General features: G+C 74.6%; 9 protein-coding genes. All 9 read left to right on the top strand.

From position 1 onward, the window contains the following. The first annotated feature begins 136 nt into the window (after positions 1-136). The 9 genes from ACIQLL_RS01115 to ACIQLL_RS01075 are packed head-to-tail and all read left to right on the top strand — an operon-like array spanning position 137 to position 17,513. Positions 137-6,202: an Ig-like domain-containing protein gene (locus ACIQLL_RS01115; protein WP_402462058.1), complete on the top strand. Its 6,066-nt coding sequence runs from the start codon at positions 137-139 to the stop codon at positions 6,200-6,202. Between the two features lie 52 nt (positions 6,203-6,254). After that, on the top strand, positions 6,255-7,229 hold the full coding sequence (locus ACIQLL_RS01110) for an AAA family ATPase (protein ID WP_402462055.1): 975 nt from the start codon (positions 6,255-6,257) through the stop codon (positions 7,227-7,229). A gap of 46 nt (positions 7,230-7,275) precedes the next feature. Further along, the gene (locus ACIQLL_RS01105) at positions 7,276-8,622 is read left to right on the top strand and encodes a DUF58 domain-containing protein (protein ID WP_402462052.1); all 1,347 of its coding nucleotides are present in this window, start codon (positions 7,276-7,278) and stop codon (positions 8,620-8,622) included. Beyond that, positions 8,615-11,149 (top strand): transglutaminase-like domain-containing protein, encoded by a 2,535-nt coding sequence (locus ACIQLL_RS01100; RefSeq protein WP_402462049.1) that lies wholly within the window; start codon positions 8,615-8,617, stop codon positions 11,147-11,149. The genes ACIQLL_RS01105 and ACIQLL_RS01100 overlap by 8 nt, the downstream gene beginning before the upstream one ends. After that, complete coding sequence (locus ACIQLL_RS01095) at positions 11,146-12,639, top strand: RDD family protein (protein ID WP_402462047.1); 1,494 nt, start codon at positions 11,146-11,148, stop codon at positions 12,637-12,639. Before ACIQLL_RS01100 ends, ACIQLL_RS01095 begins: the two co-directional genes overlap by 4 nt. Next, positions 12,636-13,469, top strand: coding sequence for a PP2C family protein-serine/threonine phosphatase (locus tag ACIQLL_RS01090; protein WP_402462044.1), 834 nt, complete (start codon positions 12,636-12,638; stop codon positions 13,467-13,469). Before ACIQLL_RS01095 ends, ACIQLL_RS01090 begins: the two co-directional genes overlap by 4 nt. Next, the gene (locus ACIQLL_RS01085; RefSeq protein ID WP_402462041.1) at positions 13,466-15,136 is read left to right on the top strand and encodes an FHA domain-containing protein; all 1,671 of its coding nucleotides are present in this window, start codon (positions 13,466-13,468) and stop codon (positions 15,134-15,136) included. Before ACIQLL_RS01090 ends, ACIQLL_RS01085 begins: the two co-directional genes overlap by 4 nt. Continuing rightward, positions 15,137-16,807, top strand: a complete 1,671-nt coding sequence (locus ACIQLL_RS01080; protein WP_402462038.1) for a serine/threonine-protein kinase — start codon at positions 15,137-15,139, stop codon at positions 16,805-16,807. After that, on the top strand, positions 16,800-17,513 hold the full coding sequence (locus ACIQLL_RS01075) for an FHA domain-containing protein (protein WP_402462036.1): 714 nt from the start codon (positions 16,800-16,802) through the stop codon (positions 17,511-17,513). The genes ACIQLL_RS01080 and ACIQLL_RS01075 overlap by 8 nt, the downstream gene beginning before the upstream one ends. Positions 17,514-17,523: the final 10 nt, after the last annotated feature.

Here is a 17,523-nt window from a genome sequence, read left to right as displayed (position 1 = left end):
GCCGGATGGGGAGAACTCCCCCTGTCCACGGGGCGGAACGTCGCCTACCGTGTGACCCGGGCATGGATATCCTGTGCGCGCGGAGCTCGTCGTCGCTGACGCGAACGTCACCGCGCGCCACCACCTCGGGGGAGAAGTGAGCATACTGACGCGCCTTCGCGCGGACCGTCGGACCAGCATCTCGACGGCGGCGGTCCTGGCGGTCTCCGGGGGTGTCGCCGTGGCGGCGATGCTCTACGACGGCGAGGCCACGGCCTCCGTCGACCTCGACGACTCCGGCGTGTGGGTGACCAAGGAGTCCTCCGGGCTGGTCGGCCGCTTCAACACCGAGGCGAAGGCGCTCGACGGCACCCTCCTGGCGGGCAGCGCGTCCTTCGACGTGCAGCAGCAGGCCGGGGACGTCCTCGTCGCGGACGGCGGCAACAGCTCCACGAGCGTCGTCGACGTCGCCCGCCTCAAGTACGGGTCCACGACACTCCTGCCCGCGGGCGCAACCGTCGCGTCCGGGGGCGGCCAGGTCGCGATCCTCGACCCCGAGGACGGGCGGCTGTGGACCACCACGGTCGAGGCACTGCCCGGCTTCGACGCGACCGAGGCCGACCCCACGGTCGAGCTCGACGCCGACGCCGAGATCGTCGTCGCCCAGGGCGGCACGGCGTTCGCGGTCGTGCCCGAGACCGACACCCTGTGGACCTTCGCCCCCGATGAGGACCCCGCCTCGATCGAGCTGGACGGCCTCCTCGCCCCGGGCGACGACGTCGTGGTGACGACCGTCGGCGACGAGGCGGTCGTGCTGGACCGCACGGGGGCGCGGCTGCGCCTCCCCAACGGCGACGTCGTCACCGTGACCGACGCGCAGGGCGCCCGACTCCAGCAGCCGGGCCGCGAGAGCGACGGGATCGCGTACGCGACCGCGTCGGCCCTGGTCGTGCAGCCGCTGGACGGTGGGAGCGCCACGACGCGCCGGGCATCGGGCACCCCGGCGGCGCCGGTGCAGCTCGGCGGCTGCCTGTACGGGGCGTGGTCCGGCACGGGCCAGATCCTGCGCGACTGCGCCGGCACGGACGCCGACCTGGACCGCACGCTGGACGGCATCGACGCGGACACCCGCCTGGAGTACCGGGTCAACCGCGACGCCGTGGTGCTCAACGACCTGTCGGCGGGCACCCTGTGGATGGCGCTCGACGAGTACGAGAAGGTCGACGACTGGGAGGTCCAACGGCCCGAGGAGGGTGACGGCGAGGACGAGAACGCCGACGACGACACCCCCGAGCTGGTCGACAACACCATCGTCGACCGTGAGCGGCAGGACCCGCCCGAGGCCAACGACGACCGGTTCGGCGTGCGCCCCGGGCGGGCGACGATGCTCGACGTCCTCGCGAACGACCTCGACCCCGACGGCGACGTCATCACGGCGTCGTTCGACGGCGACCAGCCGGACGGCATGACGATCCAGGAGGTGCTGGGCGGCAAGGCGCTCCAGGCGGTGGTCCCGGAGGACGCGACGGGCCGTGCGAGCTTCCGGTACACCGTCAGCGACGGCCGCGGCGGCGAGGACACGGCCGAGGTCGCGGTGAAGGTCGTGCCGTGGGAGGAGAACTCCGCGCCCGAGCAGACCGGCGAGCCGGTGCTCAAGGTGCAGCAGGGCGGCTCCGCGGAGATCCGCGTCCTGCCGTTCTTCCGAGACCCGGACGGCGACGACGCGTACCTGGCCACCGCGTCCTCGACCGTCAAGGGCGACGAGGTGCGCGCCTACCCGGACGGCCTGGTCGAGTTCCAGGACGACGGGTCGGCCACGGGCCGCAAGAAGGTGAGTCTCGTCGTGGTCGACGGCCAGGGTGACGCGGTCGACGGCACGCTGTGGGTCGACGTCATCGGGGACACCCCGGAGCCGCCGGTCGCCGTGGGCGACCACGTGGTCGTGCCCGCCGGCGAACCGGTGACGGTGGAGCCGCTGAAGAACGACTCCGACCCGAACGGTGACACGCTGCGGCTCGCGTCCGTGAGCGAGGCCGCCCCGGCGGAGATCACGCCGAACTACGACGCCGGCACGTTCACGTTCGTGGCGTCCGAGCCACGGTCGTACGACATCCTCTACCAGGTGTCCGACGGCCCGGGCTCGACCACGGGTGTCGTCCGGGTGGACGTCCTGGACCCCGACGACGCCGCGGGACCGCCCGTGGTCGTGGCCGACACGGGCCTGCTCCCGGCGGGCGGCTCGACGCTGGTGGACGTCCTGGCGAACGACGTCGACCCGGCGGGCCGGGTGCTCGTCGTGCAGTCCGTCGAGGTGCCGGAGGACGCCGGCGTGACGGTGGCTGTCCTGGGCCACCAGATGCTCCGGGTGACGGAGTCCCGGCGCATCTCCGAGCCGGTCGTCATGGAGTACACGGTGACGAACGGCGAGGAGTCCGCGACCGGTCAGGTGCGGATCCTGCCGGTCCCCGCACCGGAGGAGCTCCATCCGCCGCACGCCGCGCCGGACGAGGTCACCGTGCACACGGGCGACTACGTCAACATCCCCGTGCTGGCGAACGACACCCACCCGGACGGCCTCGAGCTGATCCTCGACGACGAGCTGGAGCAGGGCGTCGACCCGTCGCTCGGCGAGGTCTTCGTCGCCGAGGACATGCTGCGCTTCCGGGCCGGCGCCGAGGACGGCACCGCCTACGCGATCTACAAGGTGGCGGACGCCAACGGGCAGGAGGACTCCGCCCAGGTGACGATCCACATCCGCGGTGGCGAGGACAACACGGCCCCCGTGCCGCACGACGTCGAGGCGCGCGTCATCTCCGGCGGTACCGTCCGCGTGCAGGTGCCGCTCGACGGCATCGACCCCGACGGCGACTCGGTGCGCCTGGTCAACCTGGTGCGCCCGCCCACGAAGGGCATCGCGGAGATCGTCGAGGGCCGTTACGTCGACTTCCGCGCGACGCGGGGCACGTCCGGCCAGGACACCCTGACGTACGCCGTGCAGGACTCCCGCGGCGAGACGGCCGTCGGCACGATCCGCATCGGCATCGCGGCGCCGTCGTCGAAGAACCACCCGCCCGTTCTTGAGGACGACTCCGTGACCGTGCGCCCCGAGCGCCGGGTCGCGGTGCCCGCCCTCCGCAACGACGCCGACCCCGACGGCGACCAGATCGGCCTCGTGCCGGGTGCGCTCGAGGCCGAGCCCCCGCTCGACCCCGAGGTGTCGCAGGACCGCATCGTCCTGGAGACCCCGGGCGACGAGGGCACCTACAGCTTCTACTACGCCGTCGAGGACTCCTGGGGCGCGCGGGCCATGGGCACCGTGTCCGTGCAGGTCTCCGAGGACGCGCCCCTGCTGGCACCCGTGGCGCGCGACGACGTCGTGCTGCCCGACGACGTGACGCCCTCGACGACCGAGGTGTCTATCGTCGCGCTGGAGAACGACGAGGACCCGGACGGCTCGGCCGACGATCTCACCGTCACCGTCGACTCCCCGCGGGCCGTCGTGGACGCCGAGGGCGTCGTCACGGTCACCCTGACCGACGAGCGTCAGCTGCTCACCTACACCGTGACCGATCAGGACGGCCTGAGCGCGAAGGCGTTCCTCCAGGTGCCGCCGCTGCACCGCGCCGAGGCGCAGGCCGCCGACGAGCCGGAAGACCTCGGCCCGGCGCCGCGCCTCAAGGACGGGTTCGTCGCCCTCGAGGTCCTGTCCGGGGAGACCCTGAAGATCGACCTCACCGACGCTGTCGTCGTCGCCGAGGGCGGCGCCGTCGCGATCGCCGACGCGGGCAGCGCGAGCGCCGTGGCCGGTACGGCCGACATCGTCGACGCCCAGCACCTGACGTACGTGTCCGACCCCGACTACGTGGGTCCGGCCGCCGTGAGCGTGCGGGTCACCGACGGGCTGGAGGACGCCGACGGCGAGCCGCGCACCGCGCTCGTGCAGGTGCCGATCGACGTCCTGCCGCCGGAGAACCTGCCGCCGGAACCGGGGTCGCCGTCCGGCCAGGTGGCCGCCGGCGAGGAGAGCAGCGTCGACCTGTCGCGCTACGCGACCGACCCGAACCCCGAGGACGCGCTGTCCTTCGCGCTCGGGTCCGTGCCCGAGGGGCTCTCGGCCTCCGTCACGGGTGACGTGGTGGCCTTCCAGGCGGCTCCGGAGATCAGCAAGGGCTCGTCCTTCTCCATCCCGTTCACCGTCTCCGACGGCGTGAACCCGCCGGTGGACGGCACGATCGCGGTCGAGGTGGTCGCCTCGACGCGGCCGTTGCCGCGCGCCAACCCCGACACCGTCGAGGGCGCTCACCAGGGCGTCGCGGTGACGGTGCCGGTCCTGGAGAACGACGTCGACCCGTTCGCGCCGGAAGGTCTGGAGATCGTCGGCACCTCGGTCGAGACCGGCGTCGGCGAGGCGACCTTCGACGGCGCCGACACGGTCGTCGTCAGCCCCGACAAGAGCTTCGTCGGCACGATGGTCGTGGTGTACCGGATCCAGGACGTCACCCAGGACCCGGACCGCCAGGTCGAGGGTCGCATCACCCTCACCGTCCTCGGCGTGCCCGAGGCGCCGGCCGCACCGCAGGTCGAGGAGGTGCGCTCCGAGACGGTCGTGCTGTCGTGGACCCCGCCGGTCAACAACGGTGCGGAGATCACCGGGTACACGGTGACCTCCAGCCAGGGCGACACGTTCCAGTGCGCGACGACCACCTGCACCCTGGACGGGCTGACGAACAACGTGACGTACACGTTCACCGTGGTCGCGACGAACGAGGTCGGCGACTCGGAGGCGTCGCCGGCGTCGGCCGAGGCACGCCCCGACGAGAAGCCGGACCCGCCGTCCGCGCCGACGCTCGTCTTCGGCGACACCTCGCTCGAGGTGACGTGGGAGAACGCGACCTACACCGACCGGTCCCCGATCCAGTCCGTCAACCTCGAGATCTCCCCGGCCCTGCCGTCGGGCGAGACGCAGAAGGTGGGTCTCACGGGCAACCGGATCGTGTGGGAGGGCCTGGAGAACGGCACCGCCTACAAGATCCGCGTGCAGGCCCAGAACCTGGCGCCGGACCCCTCGGAGTGGGGCGCCTGGTCCGCCTCCGAGATCCCGGCCGGCGTGCCCGACGCCCCGGCGGCCCCGACCGCCACGCGCGTCGACACGCCGCTGGGCGGGCAGGTCAACCTGTCCTGGGCTGCGCCGTACAACAACGGCGACGCGATCAACACGTACTCGGTGGACGTCTACGCCGGCGGCAGCAAGGTGCAGACGGTCGAGACGTCGTCGACCAGCTACGCCTTCACCGGGCTGAACACCACGTCGACCTACACGTTCGACGTGAAGGCGAAGAACAAGGCCGGCTGGGGGGCCAAGAGCCCGCGGAGCGCGGGCGTGACCCCGTACGGCAAGCCGCTGCGGCCGTCCGCCCCGAGCGCCTCGATCGACGCCGGTGACGTCGTGGTGACGTGGGCCGCCGCCGACGGCAACGGGTCCCCGATCACGGGGTACACCGTGACGGCCTCGAACGGTTCGCGGCTGACCACGTCGGGCGCCCGGAGCGTGACGTTCACCGGCCTCCCCGACGGTCAGAGCGTCAGCTTCACCGTGACCGCCACGAACGCGGGCGGCACCTCGGACGCGAGCCCGGCGTCGAGCTCGGTCAAGCCGTTCTCCGCGCCGAGCACGCCGAGCGTGAGCTGGACGAAGACGTCGGCGACGGACGGCCGCTTCACCGTGAGCGGTCCGGGCAGCTGGAACGGGCAGTCCGGGACGGTCTCCTGGAAGCTGTCCGGCTCCGAGTCGAAGTCCGGCACGGGCACCGGCAACGTCGGCGTGAGCGGCGGGTACGGGAAGTCGTACACGATGCAGGCCCGCGCCTGCAACGACGCCGGCTGCTCGGCCTGGAGGTCGGCCACCGGCAAGACGGACGCCCCGCCGGACCCCAGGATCTGGACGTCGGACTCGGGCATCGTCTACAAGGTGAACGGCTGCAACACGAACAACTGCACCCGCGTGCGTGTCCACGCCAACGCCGACGTCCCGTCCGGGACGTACAGCTTCCGCTGCTGGAACGACCGGAACGGAGCCAGCAACTTCTCGACCCAGTCCGCCTACCTGAAGGCCGGCGGTTACGCGGACCTGTACTGCGTCGTCGGCATCATGAACGGCGCCAACGTGTGGGCGACGGTCGACGGCAAGGACTGGACGTTCGAGAAGCGGGCCTGGCCGCGATGACGGCCACCGACCTCCGCCACCGACCGAGCACCCTGATCTGGAGAACCCACCGATGAGCACGATGACCCCCGAGCAGGCCGCCTGGTTCGCCCAGACGTTCGACCGCATCGTCGGCAACGTCGCCCAGGCGCTCCTCGGCAAGGACGACCAGATCCGGCTCGCGCTGACGTGCATGCTGGCCGACGGGCACCTCCTGCTGGAGGACGCCCCCGGCACCGGCAAGACGTCGCTCGCCCGTGCGATGGCGGCGAGCGTGCAGGGAACGAACCACCGCATCCAGTTCACGCCGGACCTCCTGCCCTCCGACGTCACGGGCGTGACGATCTACGACCAGAAGTCGGGCCGCTTCGACTTCCACCAGGGCCCGATCTTCGCCAACATCGTGCTGGCCGACGAGATCAACCGCGCCTCGCCGAAGACGCAGTCCGCGCTCCTGGAGGTCATGGAGGAGGGGCAGGTCACCGTCGACGGCGTCACCCACTCGGTCGGCACCCCGTTCATGGTGATCGCGACCCAGAACCCCATCGAGCAGGCGGGCACCTACAAGCTCCCCGAGGCGCAGCTCGACCGCTTCCTCATGAAGACGTCGATCGGCTACCCCGACCTGGTGTCCACCGTCGAGATCCTGGCGGGCTCCGCGGTGCGCGACCGCAGCGCGGCCCTGCAGCCGGTCATCACCGGCCAGGCGGTCGTCGAGATGGCGTCCTTGTCGGCCTCGACGCACATCGACCCCGCGATCCTGGAGTACGTCTCCCGCCTCGCGGAGGAGTCGCGCCAGGCCGCCGACGTCCACGTCGGCGTCTCCGTCCGCGGCGCGCTGGCCCTGGTGCGCTGCGTCAAGGTGTGGGCCGCCGCCCACGGCCGCAACTACGTGCTGCCCGACGACGTGAAGGACCTGCTCCTGCCGACGTGGGCGCACCGGCTCGTGCTGGACCCGGAGGCGGAGTTCGCCGGGGCCACGGCGGAGACGGTCGTCGCGCGCCTGATGTCGGACGTCGCCGCGCCGCAGGAGCGCCGCACCGCCTGAGGCGGGTCCCTCGACCGCACCGCACCAACCCCTCACCGGAGCAGCCATGACCACCACCACCGCGCCGGAGGCGACGACCGCCCCCGAGACGGCGGCAGCCGACGTCGACGCACCCCCGGCACCTGCGGCTGCGCCGGAACCGGCGGCTCGTGCGTCGGTCCGCGGCCGCGCGGGGGCCGCGCTGGCGCCCGTGGCCGCGTCGGCGCGGTCCGGTCTCCTCGCGGTGCGTCGGCACGCCGGGCCGGTGCTGGGTGTCGTCTCCCCGTTGGGCTGGTCCGTGCTGGTGCTCACCGCCGCCGCCTGGGTGGCGGGTCTGGTGCTGCACTGGGAGGAATGGGCACTGGTCGCGGTGACCGCGACGGTGGCGCTGCTGGCCGCCGTCGTGTTCGTGCTGGGGCGGCTGCGCTACGACGTGACGCTGGACGTCGCGTCGCGCCGCGTCGTCGTGGGGGACCGCGCGGTCGGCCGTCTGCTGGTCCGCAACGGGTCGTCGCGCCCGATGCTCCCGGCGGTCATGGAGCTCCAGGTCGGCCAGGGGATGGCGTCGTTCCCGGTGCCGCGGCTGCGCGCGGACGCGGAGCACGAGGAGATCTTCGCGGTGCCGACCCACCGCCGGGCAGTGATCCCCCTGGGGCCCGTGCGGTCCGTGCGCGCCGACCCCCTCGGCCTGCTGCGCCGCGAGCTGCAGTGGACGGAGCCGGAGGAGCTGCTGGTCCACCCGCGCACCATGCCGCTGTCCGGCTCGTCCACCGGCCTGCTGCACGACCTCGAGGGTCGCGTCACCCCCGACATCTCCGACTCCGACGTGTCGTTCCACGCCCTGCGTGACTACGTGCCGGGCGACGACCGCCGGCACATCCACTGGAAGTCCACGGCACGCACGGGCCAGCTCATGGTGCGCCAGTTCGAGGAGACGCGCCGGTCCCGGCTCGCCGTCATCCTGTCGACCCGCAGCGACGACTACGCCGACCCCGACGAGTTCGAGCTCGCGGTGTCCGTGTGCGGCTCGCTCGGGCTCCAGGCCATCCGCGAGGACGGCGGCCTGGCCGTCATGGTCCAGGCCGGCCGTGTCCGCGGCGACCACCGCACGCGCCTGCTCGACGACCTCACCCGGCTCGAGCTGTCCCCGGCGCGCACGAGCCTGACCGAGGTCGCGCGGGCCGCGTCCCTCTCCGCGACCGACGCGTCCGTCGTCTCCGTGCTCGTCGGCAGCACCGTCACGCCCACCGACCTGCGCGCCGCCGCCGTCCGGCTGCCCGTGGACGCTCGGCTCGTGGCCCTGCGCTGCGTGCCGGGCAGCTCCGTGAGCCGCGGTCGCGTCGCCGACATGCAGGTGCTCACGCTCGGCGAGCTCGCCGACCTGCCCCGCGCCCTGCGGAGGATCTATGACTGACCCGCGGCCGACCCCTCCGCCGGAGGGCACGGGCTCGGCCGGGCGCACCGGCGGGACGTCACGCACCTCGCTGCGGGCCGGGACCACACGGGCCCGCCGCCGACGCGACGACCGGCCCCGCGCCCTCACGCCGGGCGGTGCCGTCGACGGCGTCGTGCTCGCCGCGATGCTGGGCGTCGTCGCGCTCGGCTTCGGCCCGGCGTGGGGGACCACCGGCTACCTGCTGCCCGCCCTCGGCGGCGCCGCCGTCGGGCTCGCCGTCGCCTGGACGGCCGCGGCGCTGCGCTGGCCCGTGCTGCTCACCGCGGGCGCCACGGTGGTCGCGTTCTTCGTCCTCGGCGGGGTGCTCGCCCTGCCGGCCACGACGGTGGCGGGCGTCGTCCCCACCCCCGAGACGTGGCAGGTCCTCGCTGTGGAGTCGGTGCGCGGGTGGAACGCGTTCGTCACCACCGTGCCGCCGCTGTCCTCGTTCCCCGAGCTCGCGGTGGTGCCGTACCTGCTCCTGACCGTCACCGGCGTGCTGGCCGGCACCCTGGCGTGGCGCGCCCGCCAGGCGGCGTGGGCGCTGCTGCCGGTGGCCGTCGCGTTCGCCGGCGTCGCGCTGCTCGGCACGATCCTGCCGGCCCGCCCGCTCGTCCAGGGGCTGGTCGTCGGTGTCGTGGGCCTGCTGTGGGCCTCCTGGCGGGCCGTCGAGACGCGCATGGAGGCGAACCGTCTGCTGTCGGACGCCAGCCGTGACGCGACGCGGCGCCTGCGCGCGCAGCGGGTCCGGGGCGGCGCCGTCATGCTCGCGCTCGGCGGGGTCGTCGCCGTCCTGGTCGCCCCGGCCACCGTCGCGGGCGAGGAGCGTGTCGCGCTGCGCGAGGTCGTCACCCCGCCGTTCGACCTGCACCAGTACACGAGCCCGCTGGTGGGCTTCCGCGGCTACACCAAGGACGACGCCGACACGACGTTGTTCACCGTCACCGGGATGCCCGAGGGCGCCCGGGTGCGGCTCGCCACCCTCGACGACTACGCCGGGACCGTCTACGACGTCGCCAGCGGCGGAGCGTCCGGCGTGTTCAACCGGGCCGGCGAGGTCATCGACACCGTCGCCACGGGTACCCGCAGCGAGGTCGAGGTCGAGATCGCGAGCTACGACGGCGTGTGGCTGCCGGATGTCGGCGAGCTCGCCGGCATCCGCTTCACCGGTGAGCGGGCCGAGGCGCTCCAGGCCGCGACCTACTACAACGGAGCCTCCGGCACCGGGCTCGTCACGACCGGTCTGCGTCCTGGCGACACGTACGAGATGGATGCGATCGTCACGACGCCGCCGGCCGAGGAGGACCTCGCGACGGTACCGATCGAGGACGTCGACCTGCCCGATCCGAAGGACGTCGCCGACGCCGTGCCCACGAAGGCGGCGCAGTTCGCCGCGGAGGCGACCGACCCGTTCGAGCAGCTCACCAACATCCGGGACGTCCTGGTGGCGACCGGCATCTACTCCAGCGGCCTCGACAACCAGCCGCACTCCCTGCCCGGCCACTCGGCCGCCCGCATCGACGCGCTGCTGTCCCAGGACGAGATGGTGGGCGACGACGAGCAGTTCGCCACCGCGCTCGCGCTGCTCGCCCGGCAGGCCGGCATCCCGGCGCGCGTCGTCATGGGCTTCTACCCGGACGACCGGGAGTGGGAGCCCGGCACGCCGTACGTCGTGACCGGCGCCGACGTGCACGCCTGGGTCGAGGTGCCCTTCGAGGGGTACGGCTGGGTGCCGTTCGACGTGGTGCCGGACGAGGACAACAAGGTCGAGCCGCTGCCGCGCTCGCGGCAGGTCCCCAAGCCGCCGGTCCTGGAGGACCCGGAGACGCCGGAGGAGCCGCCGCAGGCGGACGCCGGCGAGGTCGAGGACGAGGACAAGGACGACGACGAGGCGGAGTCCGTCGACTGGCGGCAGGTCGCGATCGTCGTGATGACGGTCGGTGTCCCGCTGCTCGTGCTCGCGGCGCCGCTGCTCGCGATCCTGCTGTTCAAGGCGCGCCGCCTGCGGCACCGCCGCACCGCCCCGGTCGCCGCCGACCGCGTCAGCGGCGGTTGGCGCCAGGTGCTGGACACCGCCACCGACCTCGGGGCCGTCCTCCCGGGGGCGGCGACGCGGCGCGAGAGCGCACGCCTGCTCGCCGAGCAGCCCGCCACCGCGGCTGCCGGCACCACCACGACGGCGCTCGCCCACCGGGCGGACCAGGTGGTGTTCGGCGCCGGCACCCCGACGGACGCGGAGACGGCTGCCTACTGGGCGGACGTCGACACGGCGGTGCGGGACATGCAGCGTTCGGCGCGGTGGGGTCGCCGCGTCAGGGCCCGGTTCTCGCTGCGCTCCGTGCGTGGTGCGGACGCCCCGCCGCTGCCCACCGCCGCGTGGGCGGCGCTGACGGCCGGGCCGCGCGCCGTCGGACGCGGGACCGGTGCCGCGGCGGCCCGGGTGCGTGACAGGATGGCCCGCACGCGTCGCCGCACGCAGCGTGCGCAGCAGCAGGAGGAACGATGACGACGACGTGCACCGCGTGCGGTGCCCAGGCACAGGCCGGCCGGTTCTGCACCGTGTGCGGGACGGCGCTGGGCGCGCCGGCCGGGAATCCGGGACCGCCCGAGCGGACCGACGCGACGACGGAGCCGGAGGTGCGTGAGCAGACCCGGTACGGCGCGGTCGGCATGCTGCGGGCGGGCGCCGCGGCGCAGCAGGTCCCGCTCGCGGGCACCGGCCGCCGCGCGGGCGCCTACCTGCTCGACGTCCTCGCGCTCTCGCTCGTCGGCCTCGTCGTGGCGGTCGTGGTGGGTCTCGCGACCGGCCTGCCGGAGCAGTACGCGGCGCTGTCCGAGGTGACGACCCCGCTCGGCGCGGAGGCGGCGAGCACGGAGCTGCTCGGGACGCTGGTCGTGGTGTACGGCGTGGTCGGGCTGGTGAGCCTCCTCGGCTGGCTGGGCCTCGGCCTGGCGGACGGCCTGACGGGTCGCACGATCGGCGGCCGGCTGCTCGGCCTGCGCACGGTGTCGGCGGTCGACGGCGCGCCGATCGGTGCGGGCCGGGGGCTGCTGCGCTGGCTCGTGCTGGCCCTCTGCGGCTCCGTGCCGGTGGTCGGTACGGTGCTGGTGCTGGTGTCGCCGACCTTCGACTCCTCGGGCCGGCGCCAGGGCTGGCACGACAAGGCCTCGCGCGCCGTCGTCCAGGACGTCCGGGACGTGCCGCCACGGACGTTCGCCCCGGCGAGCGCCACCGCCGGGCCGCCCTCGGCGGTCCATCCCGCGCCCGCGCCCGCCCCCGTGCCGGGGGGGGGACCGCAGGGCTTCGCGCCCGGCGGGCCCGCCGCGTCCGCCGTGCCCGCAGGGGACCCGTGGGGCTTCCCGGCGGGCGACCGCGCCGTCGGCGGCGTCATCACCGGCGTGCCCGGGGCATCGTCGCCGGCCCCGGCCCCGGCCCCGGCCCCGGCCCCGGCCCCGGCTCCGACCCCGACCTCCGCTCCGACCGAGCCGGCACCGGCGCCTGCCCCGGCCGCGATCCCGGCTCCGGCCGACCCGGGAACCGCCCCCGTGCCGTCGGTGGCCTCACCGGTCCCGGCGGCGGGCGACCTCGACGACGATCTCGAGCAGACCCGGTTCAGCGTCTCGTCGCACCGCGGGGTCGGTGGCACCGGTACCCCGCCGCGCATCGTGGTGCAGCTCGACACCGAGCGCCGGGTGCACGTGGCCCGGCGCACCCTCGTCGGCCGCAACCCGCAGCAGGACGGGGGTGCCGCGGCCGAGCTCGTGCGTCTGGAGGACCTGACCCGTTCGGTGTCCAAGACGCACCTGGAGCTGCTGCCCACGTCCGACGGCCTGACCGTGTCCGACCTGCGGTCGACGAACGGCAGCGCGCTCATCGCACCGGACGGGACGGTGCGCGAGCTCGCGGCCGGCACGCCGGTGACGGTCGCGGCGGGCTGGACCGTGCAGCTCGGGGAGCGGCGTCTCACCGTGCTCGGGGCGGACGCCGGCACATGAGCGTCGAGGTGAACCTGGGCCTGCTCTGGGGCGCGGCGACGCACCGGGGCGCCCGGCGCACGCTCAACGAGGACTCGTTCCTCGCCGGCGGGTCGGTGTTCTTCGTCGCGGACGGCATGGGCGGCCACGACGCGGGCGAGGTGGCCAGCGAGGCCGCGGTGGACGCCCTGCGTCCCCTGCAGGACGAACCGATCGTCGGCGTCGACGCGGTCCGTGGCCTGGTCCGGGCCGCGCACCACGCCGTGCGGGGGATCGCGACCGCGCCCGGCCGCGGTGCCGGGACCACCCTGTCCGGGGCGGTGCTGACCGAGCAGGGCGGCGAACCGTACTGGCTGGTCGTCAACATGGGCGACTCACGGACGTACCGCCTCGCCGACGGCGAGCTCGAGCAGGTGAGCGTGGACCACTCCGAGGTGCAGGAGCTCGTCGACGCGGGCGAGATCACCCGGGCCGAGGCGAGCACGCACCCGCGCCGCCACGTGGTGACACGGGCGCTGGGCGCCCCGGAGACCCCGGACGCGGACTACTGGTTCCTGCCCGTCCACGCGGGCGACCGGCTGCTGGTCTGCTCCGACGGGCTGACGGGCGAGCTGACGGACGAGCGCATCGCCGTCCTGCTGCTCACGCAGCACGACCCGCAGACCGCCGCCGAGCGGCTGGTCGCCGAGGCGCTGGCCGCGGGCGGCCGGGACAACATCACGGTGCTCGTGGTGGACGCGACGGGCCTGGCCGACGACCTGGAGAGCACGGCGCCGCGGGACGCACGCGACCTGCGGGACGACGAGGACACGGTGCCGCGCGCGGCGGCGTGGAGGGAGACACTGACATGACCGCCCGGTACGTGATGGGGCCGGCCTACGTCGTCGTGCGGGGCGGCGCCGTGGTGCTGCTGCCGGAGAAGGTGACGCCCGAGCTCGTGGACGAGCTGTGGACGGTGCTGGGCGAGCGCTCCGGCGTCGTCGCGGTGCTGGAGGTCCTCACGGGGTCGTTCGGGGCGTCCCTGGCGTCGCTCCCGCCCTTCGCGATGGCGGTGACCGACGGGCGCCGCGTGCAGGTCGCGGCCCGGGGCGGCGCGTCCGTGACGATCGCCCGCGAGGACGGCCGCGCGCACGTGTCCGGCGACGGCGTGACGACGTGGGCGGAGCGGGTGTTCGACGACGTCGTGGACCTGGCCGTGCAGGTCGGCGTGACGGAGTCGCGCGAGGACCTGGTCGACGTGCGAGGCCTCCCGCTGGGTGACGGCGTGGTGCTGGCCGCGTCGGTGGGGTGGCGCCTGACGGACTCCGCCGCGCCCGCGCCCGCGACGCCGCGGCCCCTCCCCATCGACGAGCCCTGGGAGGCGGAGCCGCGGCACCGGCCGTCGTCCGCCGCGTCTCCGGCCCCGGCGCCGCCCCCCGTGGGAGCGTCGGCGGCGTCCGCGCCGGCCCCGGTGCACGACGTGCCCCTCGCGCCGGTCGACACGGAGGCCACGATCGCACCGGAGGCGACCATCGCGCCGGCCACGTCCGGGTCGGCGTCGACGCCGGACCCCGCGTCGTCGCCCTCGCCGGAGCCTGCCGACGAGCCCGCCGACGCCGCGCAGGCGCAGGGCGCGGCGGCGGAGGCGCTGCCGGAGGAGACCACCGGGTTCGGTCATCTGTGGGGCCGCACCGTGATGCGCGGCGTCGAGGACGCGGCGGTGCGCCCGCCGGAGGAGGACGAGGAGGACCAGGAGGACCAGGAGGACGACGCGCCGTCCTCTGCCCCGGACGCGCCACCGGCCGTCGAGCTGACGCCGCCGCCGCACCGCGACCCTGCCGCCCCGCCGTCCCCGTTCGCCGGCCCGGGCGCTCCCGCCGCGCCGGAGCCCGCCCCGTCCGGCCCCGCCGGGTCCGAGGACGACATCGACGGGAGCACCGTGCTGTCGTCCGCGATCGCGGACCTGCGCGCCGCGGTCCCGGACCCGGAACCGATCCCCGGCGGTGGCCCCGACACCGCGGCACCCCGGACCGACGCGGTGCCGCCCGGCCCGGGGTTCGCGTCCACGCCGCCCCCGGTCCGCCCCACGATCCTCGCCCGCGAGTGCCCGCTCGGGCACCCGAACCCGCCCCAGCGGGACAGCTGCGCGACGTGCGCGCAGCCGCTGCACGGCGAGGCCCGCCAGGTGTCGCGGCCGTCGTTGGGCACGCTGGTGGTGTCGGACGGGCCGCGGGTCGCGCTCGACCGCCCCGTCGTCGTGGGCCGTCGTCCGCGCTCGCCGCGCGTCACGGGCGACGACCTGCCCCGCCTGGTCACCGTGCCGAGCCCGCAGCAGGACATCTCCCGCTCGCACCTCGAGATCCGCCTGGAGGGGTGGCACGTGCTGGTCAGCGACATGAACACGACCAACGGGACCACCCTGCTCCGGTCGGGCCAGCCGCCGCTGCGCCTGCACCCGGGCGAGCCGGTCCTCGTGGTCGCGGGCGACGTCGTCGACCTCGGTGACGGCGTGACGCTGACGTTCGAAGGGATCCTCTGAGTGAGCAGCAAGCGCACGCCGTCGCCGCCGCCGCAGATCGACGGCTTCGAGTACCTCTCGCTCGTCGGGTCGGGCGGGTTCTCCGACGTCTTCCTCTACCAGCAGCGGCGCCCACGCCGCCGCGTCGCGGTCAAGGTGCTGCTGCACGAGTGGACGAACGAGGGGCAGCGCGAGGCGTTCGACGCCGAGGCCGACCTCATGGCCACCCTGTCCACGCACCCGTCGATCGTCACGATGTACGAGGCGGACGTCGCGGAGGACGGCCGCCCCTACCTCGCGATGGAGTACTGCTCGCGGCCGAACCTCGGGTCGCGCTACCGCGGCGAGCGGCTCAGCGTCGCGGACGTGCTGCGCATCGCCGTGCAGATCTCCGGTGCGGTGGAGACGTCGCACCGGGCGGGCATCCTCCACCGTGACATCAAACCGGCGAACATCCTGGTCACCGAGTACGGCCATCCGGCGCTGACCGACTTCGGCATCTCCTCGACCCTCGACGACGCGGGTCGCGCGGAGGGCATGAGCATCCCCTGGTCCCCGCCGGAGTCGTTCGGCGACCCTCCGGGCACCGGCGTCGGGACGGACGTGTGGGGTCTGGCCGCGACGACGTACTCGTTGCTGGCGTCACGGACGCCGTTCGAGGTGCCGGGCGGCACGAACTCCAGCGCGGACCTGGTGTCCCGGATCGAGTCGGCGCCGCTGCAGCCCACCGGTCGCACCGACGTCCCGGCGTCGCTGGAGCGGGTGCTGAGCACGGCGATGGCGAAGAACCCGGCCGCCCGCTACCCGACGGCGCTGGCGTTCGCCCGCGCGCTCCAGGCGGTGCAGACGGAGCTGTCGTTCGCGGTGACGCCCATCGACCTGCTGGACGACGCGGGGCTGGTGCACGAGACGGACACCGCTGCGGCCTCGAGCGGCAGCGCGGACGACGAGGACGACGTCGGCACGCGCCTGCGGGAGGTCGTGTCGGTCGACCCGCGTGGCCCGGGGGCGGGCGGTGCGTCGTCCGCGTCGTCGCCGACGTCGGTGACCTCCGTCCCGACGTCCTGGCCGACGTCGGGCGGCGCGACGGGCACCACCGGGGGCGGCTGGGCGGCCACGGGCTCACGGCCCGGTCCGCAGGGTGCCGCGGTCGCGACCGCGCAGCCGGCACCCGACCTCGGGGACACGGTGCACCGGGCGGTCGCGTCGGCCGCGAGCCCGGAGCCGGCCCCGGCGCCCGCCGCGGAGCCCGCCGGCCGGTCCCGCGGGGCGGTCGGTGCCCTGGTGGCGGTGGCCCTCGTGGCGGTGGCGGCCGTCGTGGCGCTCCTGGTGGTCCTGCTGGGGCCGGACGGCGAGGACGAGCCGTCGGCCCAGGAGACCACCGCGCCGGCGGTCGACGACGGCGGACCGCCGGCCGACAACCTCGGGGGGATCGTGCCTGCCGTGCGGGAGCTGTCCGGCAAGGTCAAGGGTGACGACGTGGTCTTCACGTGGACGAACCCCGAGCCGCAGGACGGCGACACCTACGGGTGGCGGGTGCCGACGATCGGTGAGGGCTCCCCCTACACCACGATGGCCGACCCGACGGTCACGGTGCCCCGCGCCGAGGGCGGCGAGACGTGCGTCGAGGTGGTCGTCAACCGCGACGGCGCGCCGTCGTTCGAGCCGAAGATCGCGTGCGTCGATGGCTGAGCTGGCGCTGGAGTTCGCGGGGGAGTGGTTCCACCCCGACCCGCAGGACGTGTTCGAGATCGGGCGCGAGGGCGACCTCGAGCTCGACGACAACCCGTACCTGCACCGTCGGTTCCTGCGGATCACGCACGACGGCGGGCTGTGGTGGCTCGCGAACGTCGGCGCCCGCCTGGCCGTGACGGTGTGCGACGCCGGGGGCGGCGTGCAGTCCTGGGTGTCGCCGGGGACGTCGCTCCCGCTCGTGTTCCCCGCGACCTCGATCGTCTTCACCGCGGGACCCACGACGTACGAGATGCTGGCCAGGCTGGCGCCCGCGCCCTACGCGGAGATCCGCACCGAGGAGCCCGAGGGCGGGGCGACGACGATCGGGATGATCCCCTTCACCGTCAGCCAGCGCCAGCTCGTGGTCGCGCTGTGCGAGCCGATGCTGCGCCGTGACGGCACGGGGCTCTCGCAGATCCCGTCCTCGGCGGACGCCGCGGCCCGGCTCGGGTGGGCGACGACGCGTTTCAACCGCAAGCTCGACAACGTGTGCTCCAAGCTGGACCGGATCGGCGTGCGCGGCCTGCGGGGTGGCACCGGCGGGCCCGCGGCGAACCGGCGCGCCCGGCTGGTCGAGTACGCCGTGGCGTCCCGCCTGGTGACCGCGCAGGACCTGCCGCTGCTCGACGCCGACGGCGCCGACGACGGCGAGGCCGCGTCGTGAGGGGCACCCG

This window comes from Isoptericola aurantiacus (genome assembly GCF_044769875.1).
Classification (GTDB): Bacteria; Actinomycetota; Actinomycetes; order Actinomycetales; family Cellulomonadaceae; genus Isoptericola; species Isoptericola aurantiacus.
Note: the sequence above shows the minus strand (reverse complement) of the source record. Positions and strands in the feature narration are given on the sequence as shown.